17 protein-coding genes are annotated in these 23,583 nt (G+C 56.3%); 13 read left to right on the forward strand and 4 right to left on the reverse strand.

Going from position 1 to position 23,583, the window contains the following annotated elements:
- The first annotated feature begins 56 nt into the window (after nt 1–56).
- Together GGR27_RS15480 and GGR27_RS15485 are read left to right on the forward strand one after the other, a co-directional pair.
- A complete protein-coding gene (locus tag GGR27_RS15480) occupies nt 57–908 on the forward strand; it encodes an ATP-binding cassette domain-containing protein (protein ID WP_168038930.1) in 852 nt (283 codons plus the stop codon).
- Nucleotides 905–1,624 carry a hypothetical protein gene (locus GGR27_RS15485; RefSeq protein WP_168038932.1) on the forward strand — a complete coding sequence of 240 codons (720 nt, stop codon included), beginning with the start codon at nt 905–907 and terminating at the stop codon, nt 1,622–1,624. The genes GGR27_RS15480 and GGR27_RS15485 overlap by 4 nt, the downstream gene beginning before the upstream one ends.
- 18 nt (nt 1,625–1,642) lie before the next feature.
- On the opposite strand, the gene GGR27_RS15490 is transcribed toward GGR27_RS15485, so the two are convergent.
- Nucleotides 1,643–2,578 (reverse strand): transglutaminase family protein, encoded by a 936-nt coding sequence (locus GGR27_RS15490; RefSeq protein WP_209037958.1) that lies wholly within the window; start codon nt 2,576–2,578, stop codon nt 1,643–1,645.
- Between the two features lie 247 nt (nt 2,579–2,825).
- Here GGR27_RS15490 and GGR27_RS15495 point away from each other — a divergent pair, with 247 nt between their 5' ends.
- Both GGR27_RS15495 and GGR27_RS15500 read left to right on the forward strand, forming a co-directional pair.
- Entirely contained in the window at nt 2,826–4,424 is a 1,599-nt protein-coding gene (locus tag GGR27_RS15495; protein ID WP_168038934.1) for a circularly permuted type 2 ATP-grasp protein, read from the forward strand.
- A gap of 56 nt (nt 4,425–4,480) precedes the next feature.
- Nucleotides 4,481–5,422, forward strand: coding sequence for an alpha-E domain-containing protein (locus GGR27_RS15500; protein ID WP_168038936.1), 942 nt, complete (start codon nt 4,481–4,483; stop codon nt 5,420–5,422).
- Nucleotides 5,423–5,644: 222 nt separating this feature from the next.
- On the opposite strand, the gene GGR27_RS15505 is transcribed toward GGR27_RS15500, so the two are convergent.
- A complete protein-coding gene (locus tag GGR27_RS15505) occupies nt 5,645–8,179 on the reverse strand; it encodes a T9SS type A sorting domain-containing protein (protein WP_168038938.1) in 2,535 nt (844 codons plus the stop codon).
- 134 nt (nt 8,180–8,313) lie between these two features.
- A complete protein-coding gene (locus GGR27_RS15510; RefSeq protein WP_168038940.1) occupies nt 8,314–10,422 on the reverse strand; it encodes a T9SS type A sorting domain-containing protein in 2,109 nt (702 codons plus the stop codon).
- Nucleotides 10,423–10,757: 335 nt separating this feature from the next.
- On the opposite strand from GGR27_RS15510, the gene GGR27_RS15515 reads away from it, so the two are divergent.
- The 5 genes from GGR27_RS15515 (at nt 10,758) to GGR27_RS15535 (ending at nt 16,435) form a co-directional block, all read left to right on the forward strand.
- On the forward strand, nt 10,758–13,115 hold the full coding sequence (locus GGR27_RS15515; RefSeq protein WP_168038942.1) for a TonB-dependent receptor: 2,358 nt from the start codon (nt 10,758–10,760) through the stop codon (nt 13,113–13,115).
- Between the two features lie 181 nt (nt 13,116–13,296).
- Nucleotides 13,297–14,235: a DUF4249 family protein gene (locus GGR27_RS15520; protein ID WP_168038944.1), complete on the forward strand. Its 939-nt coding sequence runs from the start codon at nt 13,297–13,299 to the stop codon at nt 14,233–14,235.
- A gap of 157 nt (nt 14,236–14,392) precedes the next feature.
- Nucleotides 14,393–15,622 carry an MFS transporter gene (locus GGR27_RS15525; protein ID WP_168038946.1) on the forward strand — a complete coding sequence of 410 codons (1,230 nt, stop codon included), beginning with the start codon at nt 14,393–14,395 and terminating at the stop codon, nt 15,620–15,622.
- A gap of 43 nt (nt 15,623–15,665) precedes the next feature.
- A complete protein-coding gene (locus tag GGR27_RS15530; protein WP_168038948.1) occupies nt 15,666–15,989 on the forward strand; it encodes a hypothetical protein in 324 nt (107 codons plus the stop codon).
- Entirely contained in the window at nt 15,989–16,435 is a 447-nt protein-coding gene (locus tag GGR27_RS15535) for a type II toxin-antitoxin system VapC family toxin (RefSeq protein ID WP_168038950.1), read from the forward strand. Before GGR27_RS15530 ends, GGR27_RS15535 begins: the two co-directional genes overlap by 1 nt.
- A gap of 5 nt (nt 16,436–16,440) precedes the next feature.
- On the opposite strand, the gene GGR27_RS15540 is transcribed toward GGR27_RS15535, so the two are convergent.
- The gene (locus GGR27_RS15540; RefSeq protein WP_168038952.1) at nt 16,441–17,391 is read right to left on the reverse strand and encodes a carbon-nitrogen hydrolase family protein; all 951 of its coding nucleotides are present in this window, start codon (nt 17,389–17,391) and stop codon (nt 16,441–16,443) included.
- Between the two features lie 104 nt (nt 17,392–17,495).
- Here GGR27_RS15540 and GGR27_RS15545 point away from each other — a divergent pair, with 104 nt between their 5' ends.
- From GGR27_RS15545 to GGR27_RS15560, 4 genes are all read left to right on the forward strand, one after another.
- A complete protein-coding gene (locus GGR27_RS15545; RefSeq protein ID WP_168038954.1) occupies nt 17,496–18,104 on the forward strand; it encodes an HAD family hydrolase in 609 nt (202 codons plus the stop codon).
- A gap of 177 nt (nt 18,105–18,281) precedes the next feature.
- Entirely contained in the window at nt 18,282–21,527 is a 3,246-nt protein-coding gene (locus GGR27_RS15550) for a S41 family peptidase (RefSeq protein WP_245184690.1), read from the forward strand.
- A 197-nt stretch (nt 21,528–21,724) separates the two neighbouring features.
- Nucleotides 21,725–21,988 (forward strand): 4a-hydroxytetrahydrobiopterin dehydratase, encoded by a 264-nt coding sequence (locus GGR27_RS15555; protein ID WP_320060360.1) that lies wholly within the window; start codon nt 21,725–21,727, stop codon nt 21,986–21,988.
- Nucleotides 21,981–23,450 carry a hypothetical protein gene (locus GGR27_RS15560; protein WP_168038958.1) on the forward strand — a complete coding sequence of 490 codons (1,470 nt, stop codon included), beginning with the start codon at nt 21,981–21,983 and terminating at the stop codon, nt 23,448–23,450. Before GGR27_RS15555 ends, GGR27_RS15560 begins: the two co-directional genes overlap by 8 nt.
- Nucleotides 23,451–23,583: the final 133 nt, after the last annotated feature.

Here is a 23,583-nt window from a genome sequence, read left to right on the forward strand (position 1 = left end):
TCAAACCATCCTCCGTGCGATCAGTTTATCGGACGTAAGCACCCCCTACTCACTGAATGACCCTAAAAAACATCGGTTTCCGCTACGGTACCCACGAGGTTTTTCGCGGGTTGAATCTTCGGTTGGAGCCCGGGACTATTTACGGTCTGGTCGGCCCGAACGGCGTGGGGAAGACGACTTTGTTGTCCATCATCGCGGGCATTCTACCGGGCTATACTGGAGAACTGTCTGAGATAGACCGCCCGGGCTTGCTCTTACAAAACACCTCCTTCTACGAGAACCTGACCGGCTGGGAAAACCTACAATTGATCTGCCGGGAGAAAGGTATTAACCAACGCGAAGTAGCCAAAGTCCTCCACCTGGTGGACGTGAACGACGCGCTGGCGGCGAAGAAATTCCGGGCCTATTCCCAGGGCTACAAACAACGCTTCGGGATCGCCAGAAGCTTCTTATCCAACGGCAATCTGGTGCTGCTCGACGAACCCTTCACCGCCGTCGACGTCGACACGATCGGTCTGCTGAAAGCGGCGCTCCTGAAATTCGTCTCCGCAACCGGCAAAACCGTCGTTATCTCTTCCCACCAACTGCGGGAAATTGAGGAGATCATTGACGTTTCGCTGGTCGTAAATAATAAATGCGTCACTGAATTCCTGGCGACCGCTACGGAGTCAGCTACCATCAATACGCTCTACATTACGCTGGGTACTACCCCGGAAACGGATGCTGACCTAAGTAACTGCCCACTGTTGAATGATACCAAAACCGTCGGTAATATTGTCGCGGCCCACTTGTTGCCGGAGGTCAGTTCCGGCCAGGTGGTGGATTGGATGGAAACCCACAAAATTTCCTGGAAGCGGATCGACAAAAAGATGCCGCTGGAATACCTCTACGCAACAACGACCAAATGAAGGCACCCTCCCTCTTCGTGCTGGAATTCAAAAAGTTAAGCCCCGCCTTACTTGCCTTCGTCGTGCTCGGGTTCACCGGGCTTCCGTTTCTGCTTACGGAGGTGTTCGTGGTGTTCAAGCGAAGTGCGCTTTCCGGTCAGCCGGTGGAATTGGTCGTGTCCAACAACGTCGGCTCCTGGTCAGCGCTGCTGTATCCGCTGCTCGTCATCGTGCTGACGCAGTCGGTGGTCGATGTAGAACGGCAGGGGAATCTGTTGCTCTACGGAAAGTCTTACCGGCGGACTTGGGTGGGTTTTTACGGGCGGAAAGTGGCCGTCGTGTTTACGCTCCTTACCCTGGTAACCTTGCTGAACGTGCTTTTCAATGGCTTGCTGGTCTGGTCCGTAACCGGGTTCATGGTGGCGAAGGACGCGGGTGCAATGATCGTTAGTGCGAGCCTGGATTTTTTGGCGGTACTGCTAGCTTTCATACCGATGATCTGCTTTCACTTGACGATTGCGTTGGTGGTCAGGAAGCCCGGGGTAGCCTATCTGGTTGGTATCTTGTTGGTAATCCTGGGTATACCGATCATCAATCTAACGGATTTAGTGGTCAATCCCTACAGTTTCGGAATCGCGGCGTTAAAGCCCGGGATCGATTATTTAGCCATTGCTGCTTCCGGAGCTATCATTACAGTAATGTCGTGCTACGCCGCTATTTGGAGGCTGAAGAAGTGAGGCCCCGTACGGTTTCCTTTAAACCCGCTCCACCTCCGTAGTATAATTAAACGTCACTTTTCCCAAATCCGCAGTCCCCACGATCGGCGCGGCGTTGGCCGGGTCGGCGGTGGCGGCCAGCGGAATGTGTCCTTCCCCGGTAAACAGTCCGGAAGTAGCGTCGATTCCCACCCAGCCGGCACCGGGGAGGTAGACTTCGCACCAGGCATGGAGATCGGCAAAATCTTCCTTAATACTATTCGGCTCGGGCTGTTCGGGAACGAGCTGGATGAGGTAACCGGAAACAAACCTTGCGCCCAGACCGAAGTGACGCAGCACCTGAATGAGTAACCAAGCCGAATCCCGGCAAGAACCATTCCGCCGGGAAAGGGTCGTCTCGCAAGTCTGTACGCCCGGCTCCATCCGCACGTCGTAGTCGACGTAGCCGGCGATAAATCCGGCGAGCTCCACGAGGGCATCCACCGTGCTTTTACCAATTAAACCTTGCACCTGCGGCCGCGCCACAAAATCTTTTAACAAGGGACCGCGCTCGGAAAGCTCCAGGTAAAGCCCGAGTTGCTTGCGAAGAGCAGGGGTGTAATCAAAAGGAAAATTCAGCGCCTCGTGCTCCAGGAAAAAGTCGAAAGGGTTGATGACGGACATCTCCGTGACGAGCTCCACGTCGATCGTCAGGTGGTCCGTCGGCTCCGTGAAAACGGCGCGTGCCTGGAAGTTGCCGAGTGGATCTTGCTGCCAATTGAGATAGTGGCCGGGCGGGTCGATGCGCAAACTATAGCGCTCGATCAGGTTACGCGCGTGCGGCGCCGGGCGGAGCCGGATCACCTGCGGCGACAGTTGCACGGGCTGGTCGTAACGGTAACTCGTGTGGTGACGTAAAGCTACGCGGAGGGGCTTGGGGGCCTGGTTGTCTTGTGGTCTGATGTTGTGGTAGTCTGGTGGTGTGGTAGCTATCAAAAAAAACGCTCCCGTCCTAATTGCTGGTGAATATAGCTGGTTTGTCGGAAGGTATTACCACAACCCGTGTTCGTTGATGAAGGTTATGAACGGGGCGATAGTGTGCAAGCCGGCAGCGCGTGTTTTTTAACAATATGGGGCCACGGTTCCTTTGTCAAGTCAATTGTGCCTACCTTGTACGATCGTAGCCGAGCTAATCTCAGCCACCGTTTTCTACCTTTTCGTTTCTCTAGTTCGACCATCAAGAATGAATAATAGCGCAGGTTTATTTGCCAATTACGACGTGCAGAAAGGCACGCTCGACGAGGCCTTTTCCAATTTTAAAGCAGCTTATCCGAAGTACAACCTCATTCGGGAACGATTCGGAAAACTGAAACTGGCCGAATTCCGCCGACTCAACGAAAGTGCTAAATTATCTTTCCTCAATCAAGGAATTACCTACGCCGTCTACTCGGATCAGGGTGGCGGCACGGAGCGCGTCTTCCCCTTCGATCTCTTCCCCCGCGTCATCACGGCCGGGGAGTGGGCGGACCTCGAAGTCGGCCTGCTGCAACGCAACAAAGCCCTCAACTTATTCCTGGAGGACGTTTACAACGACCAAAAAATCCTGAAGGATAAGGTCGTCCCAGAATCCATCATCCGTAGCTCGGCCCACTACGTCCCGGCCATGGAAGGCTTCAGGCCCGCCGGTGGCATTTACACCCAGATTTGCGGTACCGACCTGGTGCGGCACACGGATGGCAATTTCTACGTCCTCGAAGACAACCTGCGCAGCCCCTCCGGTGTCAGCTACGTGCTCTCCAACCGGCAGGCGATGCGGCGGACGCTTTACGACCTGTTCACCCAGACGCGGGTGGAAGACGTGAGCGAGTACCCGAAAATGCTGCTGGATACCCTGAAATCAGTAGCCCCACGGCCGGATAATCCTAATTGCTGCGTCCTCACGCCGGGTCACTTCAACTCAGCTTACTACGAACACAGCCTCCTCGCTCAGCGAATGGGAATAGACCTCGTGCAGGGCTCCGACCTGTTCGTCGATAAAGACGACATCGTTTACGTAAAGACCATTCGCGGCCCGCAACGGATGGACGTGATCTACCGCCGCATCGACGATGATTTCCTCGACCCGGAAGTCTTCCGTAAAGACAGTATGCTGGGCGTCTCCGGCCTCATGCGCGCCTACCTGGCCGGCAACGTGTCCATCGTGAACGCTCCCGGCACCGGAATCGCCGACGACAAAGCCATTTGTGCCTACGTACCCGATATGATCAAATACTACCTCGACGAGGAGCCGATCATCGCCAACGTAAAAACGTATATCTGCGACAAGCCGGAAGACCTGAAGTACGTGCTGGAAAACATGAAGGAACTGGTCGTTAAGCCGGTCGATATGTCGGGCGGATACGGCGTGCTGATCTGCGACAGGCTTAGCAAAGCCGAGCTGGAAGAAGCCGCAGCGGCCCTAAAAGCTAATCCCCGCAACTTCATTGCCCAGCCAAAGATCATGCTCAGTACCCACGGTACTTTCATTGAAGAAGAGAACGAATTTCAAGCCCGTCACATCGACTTACGCACCTTTACCCTGCTCGGTAAAGACACCGCCAAAGTCTTACGCGGTGGCCTGACGCGGGTGGCCCTGACGAAGGGGAGCCTCATCGTTAACTCGTCGCAGGGTGGCGGCTCTAAAGACACCTGGGTAATTGCCGAGGACGGCGTAACGCCAAAGGTGAAGCCACGCCACGCCGGTATGACGGCCAAGGGGCGGGCTAGTTTCCAGTCACAGTCCGGGGGCGGGAGTTCCCAGCAGCAAGAGAGCAGTGACGGCTCTCAGCAGCAACAGGGTTAAGCCAAGCCCAACCTTTTTTCGGGGTCCAACCCCACCAACCAACTTAGAATACCAGCATGCTCGCAAGAATTGCCAACTCCCTTTACTGGACCGGTCGCTACCTCGAACGCTCCGAACACCTGGCCCGCTACCTCGGCGTCCAGTATTTTTCCATGCTCGACGCGCCGATGAGCCAGAGCCGGGATTTTACGCTGACGAGCATCATCAATATGTACGGCTTGTCCGACGTACAAACGGGCGAACTTAAGGAGACGGATGTTCTGCGTTCCGCGGCGATGGATTACGATTCTCCCCTCTCGATCCGGTCCACGGTCCAGCTCGCGCGGGAAAACGCCCGGGTGGCGCGCCACGTGATCAGTACGGAATTGTGGGAAGCCATCAACGGCTTTCACCTGAACATGCAACGGGTAGACCCGGAATTTTTTCTCACCCACGGTTTACACGATTTCACGACGGACGTCGGCCGCAATTGCGCGATCGTCCGTGCACGGATCGACGATACGCTACTGCACGACGAGACGTGGATATTCATCAAACTGGGCATTCACATCGAACGGGTCATTCAGGTGATGCGGATTTTGGACAGTAAGCTGCACGATATCGACCTGATGACCGACCGTGGGGAGAACCGCGCGCTGCGGCAGTACCAGGGTACGGTAATCCTCAAGATCGTTGAGGGTTTTGATATGCACAAAAAGCTTTACCAACACTTACTTACACCCAAGACAACCATCGACTTCCTCGTCGGTCACCCTAATTTCGCCCGCTCGCTTACCTATAATATGAAGGCGGTCACCGATCTGTTGAAGCGGATGGAGGCTAGTGAATCGCGTAAGCCGAATAAGCTGCTGTTTAAGTCCGGTAAGATCTTTAGTGGTTTCCGCTACCTGGAATACGAAGACGTAAAGTCTGACATTGGCGGCTACCTCAATGATAGTTTGACGGAGGTTTATGCCTTGCACGACGCAATCGTGGCTAATTACTTTGGCGAGGAGTAGCTTTGTACTAAGGTTGAGGGCATCCTGCCCGAACGTAACGGCGGCAGCTCGATGTATAGCTACCGCCGTTACGTTCGGGCAGGATGCCCTCAACCTTTCCGTAGTAAGGGGGCGCAGACGCCGGTGCAGGAAGGATGGATAATGAGCAACATATACATAAAGAAAGGGAGTGAATGATTCGTCATTCACTCCCTTTTTCAGTGCCGTAAAACCCCCCTCAACTCAACGCTTCACAATCCGACGCATCACACCAGCCCCCGACGCATCGACAAGTTGCAAAAAGTAAACCCCCTGCGGCGCGGCGCTAAGGTCCAGACGAAGCTCACCGTAAGAAAGGTCACTGAGCACGGCAGGAACATGGCGCCCGTTAACGTCCAGCACGCGAGCCGTCATCCGGTCACTTTGGCCCGCCAGCGCGGGAGCTCTCACGGTGACTACACCCGAAGTCGGGTTAGGGTAGAGCTGCATTCCAACAGCCCAGTCCGCCTCGTTGGTGCTCACCGTCAGGTCGGGAAGTCCACAGGGGGAAGCATCCGCGGCGTCAGGCTTGGAGCCGATGGCGATGTAATCAATGATCAACTCGTTGCCGGGGAAGTTGTCGTTCTCCCGGTCGAGGTAAATCCATACGTCGACCAAGTCCGTGGCGTCGAAATTGGCCAGGTCGGTGGCGCTGAAGTTGAACTCCAGGTTAGACCAGCCCGTCAAATCACCCTGCACGGTATCGGTCAGGATCGCGGACCGGAAGTCGGCGGAGCCATCTCCTGAACGGAAGAGGATAGAGATCGGAACGGCCTCGGCGCTGCGGGCACGAACGTAGACGGTCGTAAATCCTGCAACGTTGGTGATCTGCGAACCGTCCGTGTTGACGGGGTTGATGACGAGGGGGCGGAAGGCACCGAAAGGAGCGTTCGCGGGGTCGATAACGGAAATGGACACTTCTTCACAATCAGGAACGAAGTTGATGCTCAGGCGATCCGATTCGGTGCCGCCGAGAATGGTCTGGTCCGTCAGGGTATCGAATTGTACGACGAACTCCGTGGGCTCTACCCTGAAGGTACAGGGCGTGTTCTGCGCGGCGTCGGGTGCTGTTCCCGCCGTGATGTGGTCGATGGAGAAGAAATTCCCCGGGAAGTTCTCCGTGCCCCGGTCGAGGTAAAACCAGACATCCTTGAAGCTAGCGGAGTCAAATCCGGCTAAATCAGCTTCGGTAAACGTAACGGTAATCTCCGTCCAGTCTTCGAGACCCGCGGGGATGTCCGTTTCCAGTAGTTCAGAGCGCTCGTCGGGCGTTCCTTCACCCGAACGAAGTAGGATGCTCACGTTGACCATCTCGGCGGAACGGACGCGCATCGTAACCGACAGCGGGCCGTCGACGCTCGTCAGCCGTTCGCCGCCTGCGTTGGTGGGGTTGACCTGGAAGGCGTTGAAGGGTGGAAGGGGCGCACCTACCGGATCGGTAATTGAGAGGTTAAGGATTTCGCATTCCGTATCCAGGTCAAAAGTAGCCGAGCTGCCCGCTCTGTTATCGGTACTGAAAGACGTAAGGGAATCAGTCTGGAAGTATTCCACGAAAGTACCCGCCACCACTTCCGCGAGGGAACAAGGTGAATTCTGCTCCGCATCAGCCATGCCACCAACGACGATGTGGTCGACGTAAAACTCGTTGCCCGGAAAATTATCGTTGTCACGGTCCAGGTAGAACCACAAATCCCTGATGTCGTCAAGGTTGAAATTAGACCTGAAACTTGACGAACCGAAGTTGACCGTTACTTCCGTCCATTCCTCGAGGGAAGCGGGTACGTCGAAACTACTAATGGTCGTCCGGCCACTGGGGCCACCGTTGCCGGAGCGGAGAAGCACGTCCACGGAAAGCGCGGCGGCGGAACGAACGCGCATCGTAACCGAAATACTATCCGGTAAGCTGGTAACGTCGTTTCCGTCGGCATCCAGGAGACGGACTGAGTAGGGCTCAGTCGCGCCCAGTGGTGCGTTCACCGGGTCAGCCACCTCGATCTTGAGTTGCTCGCACGTGGTGTCGAGGGTAAAAGTAGAAACCAGGCCCGCCCCGTTCATCGCGTTGAATTCCGTGAGCGTATCTCCTTGAAAGTAGTTTGCCGACAGCATGGGGTTCGTCATCGAACCACCACCACCGTCCAGTTCGCAGGGAGAGTTCTGCGCCGCATCGGCCGCGCCACCAATAACGATGTGGTCGACGTAGAATTCGTTACCGGCAAAATTGTTGTTCCCCCGGTCAAGGTAGAACCACAGGTCTCTGATGTCACTCGGATCGAACGAACTGCCAAAATCAGCGGAACTGAAGGTGACGCTCGCTTCCGTCCACTCGTTGAGGCCAGCCGGGACGTCAAAGCTCAGTGCGCTGGTCCGAAAGTCGGACGTCCCCTCGCCGGAACGAAACAGGATGCCGACCGGGAACGCCCCGGCGGAACGGACGCGCATGGTAACGGTCAGGCGATCAGTGAGGTCCTTGATGTCTTCGCCGTCCTCATCACGAACGCGGACGACGTAGGGGCTAGACGCCCTGAGCACTGCGCTATCCGGGTCGGTGACCGTGATTTGCAATTGCTCGCAGGGTGCGTCGTAGGAAAAGGTGGTGACGCTCGCCGCGGAGCCAGACTGGCTTAGCTCCACCAGGGTGTCCCCCCGAAAATAGTTGGCAGAAACCGCCTGGGCGCTCAGCTGGCTAAAACCCAGCGGGGCGAGAAACAGTAGTAAAAATGGTAAGTAGCGTGTTGACATAATTGACTTTTGTGTGGCTTGGAAAGTTGTTAAATATATTGAGTTCTTGCCGATCTCTATCCGGTATGATTCCTCGCACCCGTCCCGATTTAGTCGGGACGCCCCAGACAAATACGGAGATCAGGACCCCAGTGCTATTTTTTTACGATCTGGCTGGAAAGATACTCACCGTTGCGCATTTTGATTTTGAGAAAGTAGATGCCCGCCGGCCACCGGCTAGCGTCGAGGGTATCCTGACGGCCACTCTTCAAAATGAGTGCGCCACCTGCGTTGAAGACTTCGACGGACTCGTACGGCTCATCAGCGGCGATGGTGAGGCGATCGGTGACGGGGTTGGGGGAGACCGTGAATTCCGCGGCCGCAGCTTCGCGGGTAGCCGTCGTGCCGGAGCCGGTAAAGGTCAGCGTATTGGAGAACGGCGACGGGCAATCGGCACCGGTCGCGTACACCCGGTATATGAATTCACCCGAGCCGGTCGGGTAAGGCGTAGCGTAAAAGAAGGTGTTGGGGGGCAGGGTAACCAGCACGGAATCCGTCGCGCCGCCGTCACTGGAGACGACGACTTCGTAGCCCGTCTCGTTGGCGGCAACGTCGATCCACCGCAGCGAGATGTCGGACCCGGGGAGGGGAACCCGGGAAAGGCGGGCGGGCGCATCCGGACCAACGCCCCGTGCCATTCTTTGCGCCAGCTGAGCTGCGTAGAGGGAGGGGATGGCCAACTCCTGATTGCTCAGCTCGATGTAGCCGGCCGGCTGAGCAAATGGACCAGCACCGGTAACGTTGCTGCGGCAACCGACGGCGTAGTTCTGCCGGCGCGGGGGCTGCTGGATGATGATGCCGCGCGTCGGGGGCGTGCTCACGTTCCAGGCTACGCTGTTGGTGCTCGCCCAGCCGTGGCCGGTGCCGAAACTGCCCCGGTTGTAGAGGCCGATCAGGTTCCTGGTGCTGGAATTGATGAAGTCGATGTTGTCGTACAGTAAACCCTGGCTCCAACGGCGGTGCCCCTCGCTGGGGCTGTAATCGTTGTCGCTCACGGCGTCGTGGAAGACAATACCGGAGACGCTGCTCGTGCCGTTGGACACGAAGGAGTGGCGGCCGCCTTCGGCGCGGTTATCCGTAAAGAGGACATTATTGGTAAAGGTGCTGACGCAAAAGTTGTACCGGCGGCCCCCCGTGATGGGCGAGTGCGGCTCGCGGGCGGAGCAACCCGTCACCGTCACGCGGTTGCTGACGCTCATGTCCACCAGCGCGTAGCTGAAGTGGAGGGCCGTCACGTTGCGCACCCAGGCGTCTTCCACGCCGTTGAGGAAAATGGCGTTGCGGGCGTGGTCTTCGTCCAGCGGGTCGGTGCTCTCGATGTCGATGCGCAGGTTTTCGATGCCGACTTCGCGCAGGATTGTCCGGTCGTCGAACACGTAAATTTCGGACTGGGCCAGGGCGCGGTCGAGGTGGTCGAACACGGGGACGTCGAGCGTGACCTTATTTTCGGGAATATTGACGCCGGTGATGACGCGGTTGTAGTAAAGGTCGATCGTGCCGGGCGACCAGCCGGCGTCGTCGGCCGTGGCTCCGTTGTCGATGCTGGCGAGCCACTCCGGCGTGCTGGGTTGGGTGATGATGACTTTGTCGCCGACGCGGTAAAATTCGGCGGCGGCTACTTCGAGGCTGCGGGAGCCGGCGGGGACGAAATCACTCGTCACGTTGGAAGTCGAGCCGGCCACCGGGTTCCGCCAGGTCGGAGAGCCCTCCCCGCGCACGACGATGAGGTCGCGCTTTTCGGGGACGTTGCCCACGCCGCTGATGATGGTGTTGGCCGAAGCGTCCGTGCCCTGGCCGCTGCCCCGCAGGACTACGCCGCTCGCGCGCATAAAGAGTTGGCCGGAAACAACGTAGGTGCCGGGGTCGAGCAGTAGCGCACCCCGGTAGCCATTGGCGTCGGGCGTCCGGTCGGCAACCTGATTGAGCGCGGCCTGGATGCTGGCGGTGTTGTCGCCCGCTACGGGTTGGATGGTGAGCACGGTCGGTACGGTCGGCAGCGCGGTGGTGCCGTTCTTGTAGCCGGCGTGGCTGAAGTCGGGGAGGTAGTTGTTCTGGTTGTCGGCGCGGTAGCGGAGGCAGCTGTCCTGGTCGAAGTACACGATTTCGGCGGTGGCCTGGGCGGTTAGATTCAGGGCGGCGCTACAGAGGAACAGTAGGGTGAGAACGCGGCGGGGCAGGAAATAAATGGGAAACTGATTTGGCATAATCTGGAATAGGTGGGAGCGACCGGATTGGGAAAACTGCAACTGTGTTAAATGTACACAATTTATGTTTTGCTCCCGAAGATTATTGGGGGTAAGATTTGTCTTCACGTTGCTATTCCCCAAATGTACGGCACCCGCGGCCGCGCCCCGTTCAGGCTTGCTGGGGGGATGGGTGCGCGGACGCAGGTGCAAAGAAAAAGAAGGGGCAAGCGGCAGAAACGGTGGGTTAAACACCCGTTGGTAATAAGTTAAAAGTGGGACAAAGGCACCGGATTACTGAAGGGCGGCGTCATTTTGAAGTCTATTCCCCACTCACTCACCTCAAGAATAGCTTTTTGCAACGACTTCTCACCTGCCTCGCCCTCCTGGTTTCCGTGTCGCTTTCCGCGCAAACGACCATCTCCGGCTACCTCACCGACGCCGCCAGTGGTGAGCCTTTACTGAACGCGACCGTCCTCGACGTGCCTTCCGGCAAGGGAGCAATCGCCAATACTTACGGTTTTTACAGCCTCACCCTCCCCGCCAGCTCCGATACGGCCGTGCTCCGCTACAGTTACCTGGGCTACCGAAACCAGGAAATTTCCCTTCGGCTGACCGGCGACGAGAGCCGCAACGTTCAACTCAGCGCCTCGGCCGATCTACAAGAAATCGTCGTCACCTCCGACCGCGGCGAACGCATCGAGCAACAGACCCAGATGAGCCGCACGGAAGTCCCCGTCGCCCAGATCAAGCGCATCCCCGCCCTGCTCGGTGAAGTGGACATCCTCAAAACCCTGCAACTCCTTCCCGGCGTACAGTCCGGTGGGGAGGGGGCAACTGGCCTCTACGTCCGCGGCGGTAGCCCCGGCCAGAACCTCGTCCTGCTCGATGGCGTACCGATCTACAACGTCAGCCACCTGCTGGGCATCTTCTCGGTCTTCAACGCCGACGCCGTCCGCAGCGTAGCCCTGACGAAGGGCGGTTTCCCGGCCCGCTACGGCGGCCGTCTGAGTTCCGTGCTGGAGATTAACATGAAGGAGGGTAACCTTAATGAGTGGGAAGGCGAGGGCTCCATCGGCCTGATCTCCTCCAAATTGACCCTGAGCGGCCCGCTCCAGAAGGGGAAAACTTCCATCCTCGTCTCCGGCCGTCGCACCTACGCGGACTTCATCGCCAAGCCCATCATCAAATCTGCCGCCGCCGAGGAAGAAACGGACATCGACCTGAGTCTCTACTTCTACGATCTCAACGCCAAGCTTCAACACAAGATCAACGACGAACACCGGGTCTTCCTCAGCTTCTACAACGGCGCGGACGTATTCGGCACCGAGATCGAAGACCGCTTCGAAACCTTCGGCGCCGGCACCGACTGGGGCAATCTCGTCACTTCCGCCCGCTGGAACTGGGAAATTGACCCTAAACTGTTCATGAACACTACGGCGACGTACAGCCGCTACGACATCAATATCGATGCTTCACAGGATGACGGACGAGAGACGTTCGAAGCAAGATACCTCTCGGGCATTTACGACTTCGGTGGTAAGGTGGACTCCGACTACATTCCCAACCCCGACCACTACGTCCGCTTCGGTGCCGGCTGGACGAACCATACCTACCGGCCCGGGGCCGTGTCCATTAATGCTACTACCGGCGGGGAGGTAGACATCGATACGTTGGTGGGCTCCCAGGATGATTACGGTAACGAGTTTCAAGCTTACATTGAAGATGACTTCCGACTGGGCGCACTCAAGATCAACGCCGGCCTGCACGCTTCCGCCTTCGCGGTGGACGATGAGTTCTACACCAGTCTCCAGCCCCGCCTCGGCCTGCGCTACCTCCTGAAAAACGACCTGAGCCTGAAGGGCAGTTTCAGCACGATGCAGCAGTACATCAACTTGCTGACGAGCGAATCCCTGAGCTTACCGACGGATCTCTGGGTACCGAGCACGGGCCGCGTCAAACCCCAACAGAGTTGGCAGGTAGCGACGGGGGTGGCGAAGACGATCGATAATAAATTCGAGATCAGCGTGGAGGCGTATTACAAACAGATGAAGAACGTCGTGAGCTTCCGCGAGGGCGCTTCGTTCATCCGTGGGGTGGAGGACGCCTGGGAGGATAACGTCACGCAGGGCGACGGCGAAGCCTACGGGCTGGAACTATTTGTCCAGAAAAAGGAAGGCCGTTTTACCGGCTGGCTCGGTTATACGCTGAGTTGGAACTGGCGGCAGTTCGACGAGATTAATAACGGCGAGCGTTTCCCTTTCCGCTATGACCGGCGGCACGACTTGAGCGTGGTAGGGAATTACGATCTTTCGGATAAGGTGTGGGTGAGTGGCGCTTTTGTTTACGGGACGGGAAACGCCGTTTCGCTACCGACCTTCGGCTACCAGACCGCGCAGCGGCCGGACGTGCCGATCCGTGAGATTAGTTCGGAAATTGGCTTTCAGGAGGTCGGATCGAGTAAGAACAGCTTCCGGATGTCGAACTATCACCGGCTGGACGTGAGTATTTCTTTCCGGAAAGAGAAAAAGTGGGGGACGCGTACCTGGGTCGTTGGCGCTTACAATGCTTACTGGCACCGGAACCCTTATTTCCTGACGGCCGGGGAGGTGACGGACTGTAGTAGTGGCGGTGGTTGTGAACGTCGGCGGCGGGTTCGGGAGATTAGTATTCTGCCGATTATTCCTTCGGTGGCTTATCAGTTTAAGTTTTGATGGGTGGGTGATTAATGGATTAGGGTGTTTGTAATTTAATTAAAAGAGTCTTTATTCTAATTTTAGCTAGGATGTGACTATTGAAAATCAGTAAATATTTTATATCATAAACGTGGGGACAAGCCCCCACGCAACGTTAGATGGCCCTCCGAGCCTAAGAACAAGTTCTAAATTAATTGATATGCGTTATTTAGTATTGGCTGCCATATCTGCCTTATTCTTTTGTTCCTGTGGGGAAGACGCTTTCAGTACCACCGTAGAAATTCCCTTCCCGGAGCACGACCCGTTACCGGTGTTCACCATGGACACCAGGAGTGAGGATTCTACGCTGAACTTCAGGGTGAACCTGAGCAGAGGATTACTGGAGGAGCCCGTCAGTGCTGAGTACCGCTACGACATCAGCTTCCTGCGGAATGGGGAAGTTTTTTTTGCGAGGGAGGCCGTTACGATAAACAGTTCGGACGGAAACCCGAACAAAGTTAGACTCAACGCCCCCATTTCCGGTGACGTGGCCGATTACGAAGTGCAAGTAAATTTTGATGGCTACGAGGAGATGTCCGCCCGGCAGACAATGCCGACGAAGCCTTTTATTTCCAACGTAAGCTACGAGCGGGAGGGCACGGTAGACTTCGAAGGCTTTCGGCTGGACGAGATTGAGTTCGACCTTCAGGATGACCCGAATACTGTTGATTACTATGGTTTTCGCGCGGTAAACATATCGCGACTGTTCCGGCTGGATTGTGAGCCGGATACGGTAGCCGGGCAGACACCCGTCTGTGATACCGTCGCTTTTGATCGGTACGGGAGTGGACTCTTCCACCAGAGCCCGGACCCCACCCTCAGGCAGAGCGCCGGCTACGGACTGGTTGTTTCCGATGCGGCCTTTTCTGGCGGTCAGTTCCGCGTGCGCATGGCGGTAGAGAACAACAACGACGCCGACCTCACGCTGGAAGTCTACCACCTAACGGAGGATGCTTACCGCTACGGCATCTCGCGCCGTGCCTACGTCGATGCGGGAGTCAACCCTTTTGCGGAGCCGGTGAATGTGCACGATAATATAGAAGGTGGGTACGGGTATTTTATTCTTGCCAATCGCATTCAGGTGGAGCTGGTGGAATAGGTGTGGGTTACTACACTGATGCTCCTCCCGCATACCCCGCACCTGCGACCGCGCCCCAGGATAAAAAGTAGTCCTGCATCTACCATCACCATCACTTGACCAAAGATTTGACGGAATGGCCCCTCAATGCAAAGCACAAACCGGACCTTTGCGCCCAATGACCACCACCCAACTCCTCCGCCAACACCCCCGCTACCTTTCCTACGGCTTCCTCCACTTCTTTTTCTCCGCCGTCGGCCAGACCTTCTTCATCAGCCTGTTCGTCGACAGCATCAGCGAGGGGATGGGCTGGGAAAAAGGCACTTTTGCGGGCATTTATTCGAGCTTAACGCTGGTGGCGGCCTTCACCCTACCGTTCATCGGCGCGCAAGTAGACAAAATGCGCGTGCGCTACGTGAGCACGGCAACGATTCTGGCGCTGGCCATCGGCTGCTCCCTAGTCGCCCTGTCGCCTACCGCCTACCCCCTAATCTTCGGGCTCTTCATTTGTCGCCTGGGCGGCCAGGGGGTACTGACATTAATTGGCTCGACGACGATCGGGCGCTATTTTAACGAAGGGAGGGGCAAGGCACTTTCTGCCTCAATTATTGGTATTCCAATCGCCGAAGTAATTATTCCCATCGGGGCGGTTTATTTATTACAAACGCAGGGCTATTCTACCGTGTGGCTCGTGGCTGCCGGGGCTTTGTTGTTCGTCTTTCTGCCGGCTATTTGGACGCTCATTCGTCGCTACGACAATTTTCAACGGGCGGACACGGTGGCCGAAGAACAGGCCGGAGCACTAGAAGTCGGGGCGGAAATGCAACGTTCCTACAAGCGCGGTGACGTGCTGCGCGACCGGCGTTTCTGGCTCCTGTTACCGGCCATTGTTTTCACACCTTTCATGTTTACGGGCCTGATGTTCAACCAGTCGCTCATCGCCGAGCAGCGGGGTTACACGGCGCAGTGGATGGCGCTCGGTATCAGTGCTTACGGGACGGCGCGGGTGGTTTGCCTGCTCGTGGCGGGGGAGATTTCCGACCGGATGGGGCCGCGGCGGGCCTTACGTTTTGTCTATTTCCCGGCTTTCGCGGGCTTGCTTTGTCTGTGGGGAATGGAGAGTGACTTGGCGATTCCCTTCTTTTTCGCACTGGCGGGCATCACGGCGGGCATCGAATCCGTCCTCTGGCCGGCGCTGTACGCGGAGTGGTACGGGCCGCGGTATTTGGGGTCGATCAAGTCGATGCTGAAGGTCGTCGTGGTGGTGGCTTCGGCGGTGGCACCGGTGGTGTTCAGCTACGGCATTCAGTGGGATTTGGATACTACTTTATTATTGCTGGTAGGGTATGCGGCGCTGCTTTTGGCGCTGACGCAGGTGCAACCCGGGGGGGAAGAGCCACGTTTGTAACGGAACGGGGGAGTTGTTATCTTTCGGGTAAAATGCTGTTGCCATGGGGATTGACCAGATGAAAAGGAAATTGACGGACTTCATTAAGCACTCCGATAACGAAGAAGAGTTGCTCACCGGAGTCAAAAAACTAATCAGTAGTTACGAGCAATCAACTTCTGATATAATCGAGAAGAGGAGGAAAGGAATGCGGTTTCCGGATTTGTCGGCGCACCCGAACATTAAGCAGGGGTTCGATCTAGCTGATTATCCGGCTAGAGGTCCGCTCATCGAAAATTTTACGGAGAAGTTCTTTGAAGAAACAAAAGATCTGAAATGGGATACCACCGTTGAGGAGGATGCAGCAATGCTAAAATCTCTAGGCTGATGAGCTATGTTTTAGATACCAACGTCCTGCTTTATTACGTACGTGATGGGGAAACACGAAATTACATTGCTAAGGAATACGATCCGTTTTCACAGGAGGATCAGCCTGTGATTTCAATCGTAACGTTAGGCGAAATATATGTCTTAGCGGCCAAAAACGGTTGGGGGCAAACAAGGTTGGCAAAACTTGATAAGCTCATTACCCAGTGTCAAGTTGTTGAAATTAATAACAATGCATTAGTTAGTATGTACATCGAGATAGAGCACTTAAATCTCAATATTCACCCTAGCCTCTCTCATGGTGCCACGGACAAGCAGATGGGTAAAAACGATATTTGGATTGCGGCAACGGCTGCCGTAAGTAAACTACCGCTAATTACTTCTGATGCTGGTTTTAAACACCTTGACCCAATAATAATCAACCTGAATCTATATGTGGTAAAATAACTTTTTTATTTTTTGTCTGGTTTGACAAACCCCACCACCCCCTGCCTAGCCCGGTCCACCACCAACCGCGTAACGTCCGGCCGGCTATAATGCCCACTCGGGTCAAAATTCTGCCGTTCCCGCAGTACCTCCCGCGCGTCCAAATCCGCGTAAACTATTCCCTCTTCCCCCGTCAGTGGCTCCACCAGCCAGGTGCCGTCCGGATTGGCGATGCAGGAACCACCGTCCGCCGGCACGTCGGGCATAGTGCTTGTGATTAATTTGTAGTGCGGCGTTTCCTTCGGTACGTCCTCCCGCCGCATCAATCCGCAGACAGAAACGCAATAGCTCCGCCCCTCCCGCGCCAGGAAGCGGGTGAGTACCTCCGTATTTCGGGTATTCCCCGGCCAGGTGGCAATGTGTAAAGTTTCTCCCTGGGCATAGAGTGCGGCGCGCGGTAGGGGCATCCAGTTCTCCCAGCAGTTCAGGCCGCCGAGCTGGAAACCTTCGATGGGGAAAGTCCGTAGGCCGTGCCCGTCGCCCGGTGCCCAGATGAGCCGTTCCTCGTAAGTCGGTTGTAGTTTTCGGTGGACGTTCTGGATGATCCCGGCTGCGTCGATGTAGACCCACGAGCAGTAGAGCGAGCTTCCGCCCCGGTCGAGTGGCCGCTCCACGATGCCCAGCACCACGGCCACCGCGCGCTCCCGGCAGATCGTCGTGATCGGCTCCAAATCCCCCCGTTCGATGCAGACCGCCTCGGTGGCGTAGTGCGCCCAAATATCTTTCTGGATCGGATCGTCAAAGCTCGCCCCGCCCGTCCCGGACAACCAAAAGGGGTAACCCGGCAGAATCGCTTCGCCGAACGTCACCAACCCGGCACCCGCGTCCGCGCCCTGAATGATGTACTGAATGATCTTATTGGTCGTGGCCAAGCGATTGAGCCAGATGGGGGCAATTTGAGCTAAGGCAATTTTCATGATCTTTTATTAATATCTACGGTCCGGAGTCTAAGGTCCGTGGTAAAGTAACCGATTATGATTTACTTTACCCCAGACCCCAGACCCCAGACCCCAGACCAAAAATGCCCCACACCATAATCTTCGACATCGGAAACGTCCTAATCTCCTGGGACCCGCGCCGACTATACAACAAACACTTCGCCACCCCCGCGGAAGCCGACTGGTTCGTCACCAACATCACCCACCTCGACTGGAACGAAGAACAGGACCGTGGCCGCCCCGTCGCCGAAGCTACCGACCTGCTCGTGGCCAAACACCCCGAATGGGAAACGGAGATCCGGATGTATTACGACCGCTGGACGGAACACTTCGACGGCGCCATCGACGGCACGGTAAACATATTGAAAGAATTATCGGATAGTGGTGACTACCGCCTGCTGGCCCTCACCAACTGGAGCGCCGAACTCTTCCCCTGGGCACTGGAAAATTTCGACTTCCTGCAACGGTTCGAACACATCACCGTCTCTGGAGAAGTGAAGATGAAAAAGCCGAACCCGGATATCTACGAGCATATTCGTGAGAATTATGAGCTGGGCGACTTTTCAGGTTGTATATTCATTGACGATTCAGTACGTAATTGCGCGGCGGCCGAGGCGCTGGGGCTGGAAGCCATTCGCTTTGAAAACCCCGCTCAGTTACGTCAAGCACTGAGCGAGCGGAGTATCTTATAGGGTGATATTCTATATTTTAAGTACTTAGAAAATTTATTATTACTTCTTTCTTGCTCCAACGGCTATCATGTCCCCCCTCTACCTTTGGAGAGGGGCCGGGGGAGAGGGTTACAAAATGTACGTTTAATATCGTCCAGGTATCCAGGCTGATTATTTCAATAGATAAAACCACCATTCATGCGCCGTCATATCTTCTTGCTCCTGCTCCCCTTACTTTGCACCTGTGTCCGCGCCCAGACGACGATGCTTCACCAGCCAACAATGTCAGAGGATCACGTTGCTTTTACCTACGCAAACGACCTTTGGGTCGCCGACCGGGACGGCAATAATCCGCGCCGACTAACGATCGATGAAGGGCGGGAAAGCAACCCGGTCTTCAGCCCCGACGGAAAAACGATCGCCTTTTCGGCGCAATACGATGGGAATACGGACGTATTTACGGTGCCGGTCGAAGGCGGCGTGCCCGAACGGCTTACCTGGCACCCTGATGCCGATCAGGCAATGGACTGGCACCCTACGGATCGAAAAATTCTTTTTGGTAGCCGGCGGCAAGTTACCACGCGCGCGCACCAGCAATTGTTTTTAATTGGTAACGAAGGCGGCCACCCCGAAGGATTAGGCATCCCTACGGCCTGGAATGCCACGTATTCCGCTGACGGAAGGCATATTGCTTATAATCCGCTTCCCGAAGCTTTTAAACAGTGGAAAATGTACCGGGGCGGTCGTTTCAGCCGGATTTGGATACAGAATTTAAATGATAATTCCGTAGTGGAAGTCCCCACCGAAGGCAGCAACGACGTGCAGCCGCAGTGGGTTGACGGGAAGGTGTATTTCCGGTCGGACCGCGAAGGGGAATTTAATTTATTTGTATTCGACCCGGAAAATAAGTCGGTAGAAAAGCTGACGGATTTTACGGACTTCCCGATTCTGGATTTGGGCGTGGCCCCGATAGCTATCGGGGGTGCAATGGTTTTCGAGCAAGCAGGCCGTTTGCACACTTACGACCCCGCAACGAAGCGCACCGAGACTATAGACATCGACATCAAGACCGACCTACCGGAAGTCCGCCCCCGCATCGTCTCCGGTAAGGACCACCTCCGCAGCGTCGCCCTCAGTCCGAACGGTAAGCGCGTCGTGGCCGATTACCGGGGTGATATTCTGACGGCACCGACCTCGAAGGGCGACGTCCGCAACCTCACCGCCACGTCCGGCACCCACGAAAGCTACCCGGAATGGTCGCCCGACGGCAAAACGATCGCCTACTTTTCCGACGCATCCGGCGAGCACCAGCTGCACCTCTACGACGTAAAGACGAACGAAGCCCGGGAAATAAACCTTAACGGAACGGGCTTCTACGCCTACCCACACTGGTCGCCCGACAGCAAGCAAATCGCTTTCGTCGATAACGGCCGTAACCTTTACGTCGTCGATGCCGCTAGCGGGGAAGTAACCAAGGTGGACCAGGACGATAACTTCTTCCCCGGTGCTTATCGCGATCTCTTCGGGAGCTGGTCCCACGACAGTAAGTGGCTGGCCTACGCCAAGATAACCAACACTAATTTTGAGCGCGCTTTCGTGTACGAAGTCGCTACGGGTGCCAGTAAGCCGGTCTCCGACGGGTACAGTAACGTGACCGAACCCATTTTTTCCCGCGACGGGAAATACCTCTACCTCTCGGCCTCCACCGACGCCGGGCCGGCGATCAACTGGTTCCAGCAATCGAGCCAGGATATGGAAGTCTCTAACTCCGTCTACCTCGTTACGTTACAAGCCGAAACCGTCTCGCCCCTCAAGCGGATGAACGACGTTGAGGTGCTGGAGGAGGAAGGTGAAAGCGATGAAGTAGATGACGACGACGATGACAGTGACGACGAAGACAAAAAAGAGGAAGAAGCACCCGCCGTCCAAATCGACTTTGCCGACATTGAACAGCGCATCATCGACCTACCCATGTCCGCCGGTAGCTACGATAATCTCGCGGCAACGGAAAGTGGCTTGCTATTCATCTCCCGCACCGACGAGGGCAGCAAACTCATGCACTTCTCCCTGGAAGAACAAGAGGCTAAAGAAGTTATGGAGGCGGACGGCTTTATGCTGAGCAGCAATGGCTCCAAAATGCTCGTCAACGCGGATGGCACCTGGATGCTCGGCGATACGGGGAAACAAGCTGAAGACAAGGTGAGCCTCGACGGCCTCCGCGTGAAAATCGACCCCCGCGCCGAGTGGGCCAACATCTTCCAGGAAGCCTGGCGCGTCAACCGCGACTTCTTCTACGACCCCGGCATGCACGGCGTCGACTGGAAAGCTGCGCGGGAGAAATACGAACCCTTCGTCGCGCAGGTCCCCACCCAGGACGATCTCTACGAAGTGATGACCTGGATGATGAGCGAGCTCGGCGTCGGCCACCACCGTTTTTCAGGCCCCGCCCCACTAACGGATCGCCCCGATCGGATATCTGGTGGTCTCCTCGGTGCTGACCTGGCGGTGGAAAATGGTCGCTACCGCATCAAAAAGATTTTCGGCGGCCTCAACTGGAACCCTGATTTGCGGAGCCCGCTCACGGAGCCCGGCGTCAATGTAGAAGCAGGGGAATACATCATCGCCGTAGATGGCCAAAACGTCGTCGGTACGGATAACTTTTACCGATTTTTCGAAGACAAAGCCAGCCGCATCGTTACCTTGACCGTCGCTCCGAACGCAGACGGCAGCAACTCTCGCGACGTAGAAGTCACGACGATCGACGGCGAATACGACCTTCGCAACCGCGACTGGGTGGAGGGCAACCTCAAACGCGTAACCGAGGCGACGGACGGGCGCGTAGCCTACGTATACGTCCCCAACACCGCCGGCGCCGGCCACCAGTACTTCAAGCGCTACTTCTTCCCCCAGGTGAACCGCCAAGCCATTATCGTTGACGAACGCTTCAACGCTGGCGGGCAGATTGCCGATTATTACGTCGAGTTGCTTAGCCGGCCTTACCAAAATAGCTGGACCTACCGCTACGGTGCCGATCAGCAGGGGCCGCTGGCGGCAATTCACGGGCCGAAAATATTATTGGCCAATGAGATGGCTGGCTCCGGCGGCGACCTTTTTCCCTACTTGTGGAAATTGTACGGCCTCGGCCCCATCGTAGGTAAGCGGACTTGGGGCGGACTGGTCGGCGTCCTCGGTTACCCTGAATTCATTGACGGTGGTTCCGTCACCGCGCCCAACGTCGGGTTCTGGGATAAGGATGGTTACAGCGTGGAGAACGAAGGCGTCGCGCCGGATATCGAAGTCGATCAGTTGCCGGCCATGATGAATGAGGGCCGCGATCCGCAACTGGAACGGGCGATCACGGAGATCTTAAAAGCATTGGAGGAGAACCCGCCGGTGGTGCGGGAGCGGCCGGCGTTTGAGGTGCGGGGGACGGGGCGGAAGTAGTACGAATTTATTCCATGAAGTATGGTCGGATAAGTCCCGGAGGGGCGTCTACCGTAGCGAGGGTGCGTAGCCCCTCGTTTTCGTTATGAATAGCTAATCATAATAAATATGCGCGGTCGCTGGTGCCAGGTGAATGAAGGAAAAGCAAAGGAAAGCACCCACAACATTCACCCCCGCCCCAACGTCTAACCGAAGCGATAACCAAGCCCCCCATGACCAACTGGAAAGAAGAAAACAACGCCCTCCACCAAGAATACAAGTTCCAAGACTTTACCCAAGCCTTCGCCTTCATGGCCGAAGTAGCCTTTGCCGCCGAAGCAGCTAACCACCACCCGAACTGGAGCAACGTCTACAACACCGTCACCATCAAACTGACGACGCACGACGCCGGCAACACGGTGACGGAAAAGGACCGGAAACTGGCTAACAAAATCAGTGCGATCTTTGCCCGCTATGCGTAAGTTATTCTCTCTCCTGTTTCTCTGCCTGTTTACCGCCACCAGCCTCACGGCTGGAGAGCGTTACTACGATTTTAACGACCGCGCCCAGGCCATCTACACCGAGATCTTCGCCCTCGAACTCGACCGTGCCGAACTGGACATCCAGGCCTTCCGCCGCACCAACCCCACCAACCTCGTCGCCGAGCACCTGGAGAGTTACCTGGATTTCTTCCAGCTCTACCTCAGCGGCAACGAGCGTCTCGATGCCCGGCTAGAGAGCCGTTTCGACCGTCGCCACGAAGCCCTGGAATCTGGTGATGATGACGACCCTTTCTACCGCTACGCCCTGGCGGAAAACTACCTTCACCGCAGCCTGATCGACCTCCGCTTCGAGCGCTACTTGGCCGCTTTCCGAAACCTCAACCGGGCTAATAAATTGCTGCGCGATAATGCTGAGCGCTTCCCCGCTTTTTTGCCGAATTATAAAGATCTTGGTGTCCTACACGCTGCCGTGGGGTCTATTCCACCCTCCTACAAATGGGGCGTAGAACTCTTTTCTTCCCTCAACGGCACCATCGCCGAAGGACGGCGGGAAATGCAACGGGCCTTGCTGGATACAGAAAGTCCTTTCTACTTGGAAACAACCGTAGTGGCCGCCTTCGTAGAGCTGCACCTGGCGGGTAACCCCGAACGCGCTTACCGAATGGTGAACGAACTGGCACTGAATCCTGAAGCCAGCGGTTTACACTGCTTCGTCAGAGCTAATTTAGCGATCTACAACGGACGAAACGCAGAGGCCATCAGAATTTTGGAAGCCCAGCCCCGCGGCGGTACGGCAACTGACTTTCCTTACCTGGATTTCATGCTCGGCTTGGCAAAAGTGCGCAGCCTCGACCCGCTCGCCAGAATTCATTTTCAGTCCTTCATCAGTCGCTACGCCGGTCGCCACTTCAAGGAAGAGGCCCGGCAAAAGATCGCCTGGTCCTACCTGCTCCAAGGTGACGAGCAGAACTACCGCAAGACCATTCTCAACATCAACGGCGGCAGCAATGCCGGTGGTGACGAAAATGCCGCCCGGGAAGCCGCCGCCGACCGACCACCCCACGTTGGGCTCCTCCGCGCGCGCCTGCTCTTCGACGGAAATTATTGCACCCGCGCCCGCGCCCAACTAAATGCCATCGACCAGCAAACGCTAACCGAACTCGAAAAACTAGAATTCCTCTACCGCACCGGCAGGGTATACGAAGGCCTCAAAGATTACGAAAACGCGCTATCCTTTTATGGGCAAACCGTCACCAAGGGCCGCGACAATCCCGCCTACTTCGCCTGCAAATCCGCCCTACAGGCCGGCTTAGTAGAAGAGAAAAGAAGCAACAACCAACTAGCGGAGGAACATTTCCGTACCTGCCTCGACATCTCCCCAGCGGAGTACAAAGCAGGCCTACACACTTTAGCAAATGCCGGACTTTCACGAGTAAAATAATGGTATAAACACTACTCGTTTCCTGAGTGACGACGGTGCTACTATCACACCTTCTTCTCTCTCCTTTATCCTCCTCCACTTCCTACGGAAACCGCCGGAGGCACCTTAGCTTGTTAGTTAAACTAAGTCAACC

The organism is Neolewinella antarctica (assembly GCF_011927835.1).
GTDB lineage: Bacteria > Bacteroidota > Bacteroidia > Chitinophagales > Saprospiraceae > Neolewinella > Neolewinella antarctica.

Excerpts from the sequence above, each read along its gene's own strand:
- GGR27_RS15480 (WP_168038930.1), top strand. The coding sequence starts at position 57 with ATGACCCTAAAAAACATCGGTTTCCGCTACGGTACCCACGAGGTTTTT.
- GGR27_RS15485 (WP_168038932.1), top strand. The coding sequence starts at position 905 with ATGAAGGCACCCTCCCTCTTCGTGCTGGAATTCAAAAAGTTAAGCCCC.
- GGR27_RS15495 (WP_168038934.1), top strand. The coding sequence starts at position 2,826 with ATGAATAATAGCGCAGGTTTATTTGCCAATTACGACGTGCAGAAAGGC.
- GGR27_RS15500 (WP_168038936.1), top strand. The coding sequence starts at position 4,481 with ATGCTCGCAAGAATTGCCAACTCCCTTTACTGGACCGGTCGCTACCTC.
- GGR27_RS15505 (WP_168038938.1), bottom strand. The coding sequence starts at position 8,179 with ATGTCAACACGCTACTTACCATTTTTACTACTGTTTCTCGCCCCGCTG.
- GGR27_RS15510 (WP_168038940.1), bottom strand. The coding sequence starts at position 10,422 with ATGCCAAATCAGTTTCCCATTTATTTCCTGCCCCGCCGCGTTCTCACC.
- GGR27_RS15520 (WP_168038944.1), top strand. The coding sequence starts at position 13,297 with ATGCGTTATTTAGTATTGGCTGCCATATCTGCCTTATTCTTTTGTTCC.
- GGR27_RS15525 (WP_168038946.1), top strand. The coding sequence starts at position 14,393 with ATGACCACCACCCAACTCCTCCGCCAACACCCCCGCTACCTTTCCTAC.
- GGR27_RS15530 (WP_168038948.1), top strand. The coding sequence starts at position 15,666 with ATGGGGATTGACCAGATGAAAAGGAAATTGACGGACTTCATTAAGCAC.
- GGR27_RS15535 (WP_168038950.1), top strand. The coding sequence starts at position 15,989 with ATGAGCTATGTTTTAGATACCAACGTCCTGCTTTATTACGTACGTGAT.
- GGR27_RS15540 (WP_168038952.1), bottom strand. The coding sequence starts at position 17,391 with ATGAAAATTGCCTTAGCTCAAATTGCCCCCATCTGGCTCAATCGCTTG.
- GGR27_RS15545 (WP_168038954.1), top strand. The coding sequence starts at position 17,496 with ATGCCCCACACCATAATCTTCGACATCGGAAACGTCCTAATCTCCTGG.
- GGR27_RS15550 (WP_245184690.1), top strand. The coding sequence starts at position 18,282 with ATGCGCCGTCATATCTTCTTGCTCCTGCTCCCCTTACTTTGCACCTGT.
- GGR27_RS15560 (WP_168038958.1), top strand. The coding sequence starts at position 21,981 with ATGCGTAAGTTATTCTCTCTCCTGTTTCTCTGCCTGTTTACCGCCACC.